Here is a 730-nt window from a genome sequence, read left to right on the forward strand (position 1 = left end):
CACAGAACAGACCGGTCGAGAAACCGTTCCGGTGCGCCATCGGGCAGCAGGATCTCTGAATGGACCACACCACTCTTGTTCGAAAAATCATGGGCACGATCCAGTCGTGCGTCATGCAGACGAGACGCCGCACGATAGGCTGCTGCTGCCACGACACTCCTGCCGGTAGCACGACTGATGAGTTTTGCATGCAGGTGATAGATCGCCATGACCTCAGTCATAGCACACATAATAAGCGCACGTCACGCAGTGACGTATAAGCGCGCACTTAAATATTAATACGCCATAAAAATTGATTTCGCAGGATAAGTGACGCGGTTCTCGTCTGTATGATAGAGTGCAGGAATATATGACAAAAAACAGGGGACCTGAAATGCGCAAGCCACGGGACATTGATGCTGAACTGAAAGCACTTCAGGAAAAGGCGAAGCAGCTTAAAGTACAAAGAACACTTCAGCTCGGCGAACTGGTTGAGGCGACGGGAGCTGACAGCCTGTCCATCGAAGCACTGGCCGGAGTACTGCTTGCAGCTGTTGAACAGGCAGATGGTAAACCTGAAGCTGTCGCGAGGTGGACTGAACGAGGGACCGCATTCTTTCTCGCAGGTGCAAAAAAGAACGTCCGGAAGGGATCGGAAAACGATCAGAACGGAATTACAGACGCTTGAAAGACGGATCAGGAAACAGGCAGCCCTGATCCATCGTTATCAGGCACGAAAGGCACGTACCGA

Annotated in this window: 2 protein-coding genes; one reads left to right on the plus strand and one right to left on the minus strand. The window is 51.8% G+C overall.

Features of this window, described 5'->3' with window-relative positions:
- Positions 1-209, minus strand: a 209-nt coding sequence (locus HK11_RS11855) for a MobA/MobL family protein (protein ID WP_143216410.1), incomplete at its 3' end; no start/stop codon positions are given.
- A 164-nt stretch (positions 210-373) separates the two neighbouring features.
- Here HK11_RS11855 and HK11_RS11860 point away from each other — a divergent pair.
- Positions 374-667 (plus strand): conjugal transfer protein TraD, encoded by a 294-nt coding sequence (locus tag HK11_RS11860; RefSeq protein WP_086555519.1) that lies wholly within the window; start codon positions 374-376, stop codon positions 665-667.
- The last annotated feature ends 63 nt before the right edge of the window (positions 668-730 follow it).

This window comes from Acetobacter sp. DmW_043 (genome assembly GCF_002153485.1).
Lineage (GTDB): Bacteria > Pseudomonadota > Alphaproteobacteria > Acetobacterales > Acetobacteraceae > Acetobacter > Acetobacter thailandicus.

Bases quoted from the DNA above. Each gene is read 5' to 3' on its own strand.
- HK11_RS11860 (WP_086555519.1), top strand. From the start codon at position 374: ATGCGCAAGCCACGGGACATTGATGCTGAACTGAAAGCACTTCAGGAA.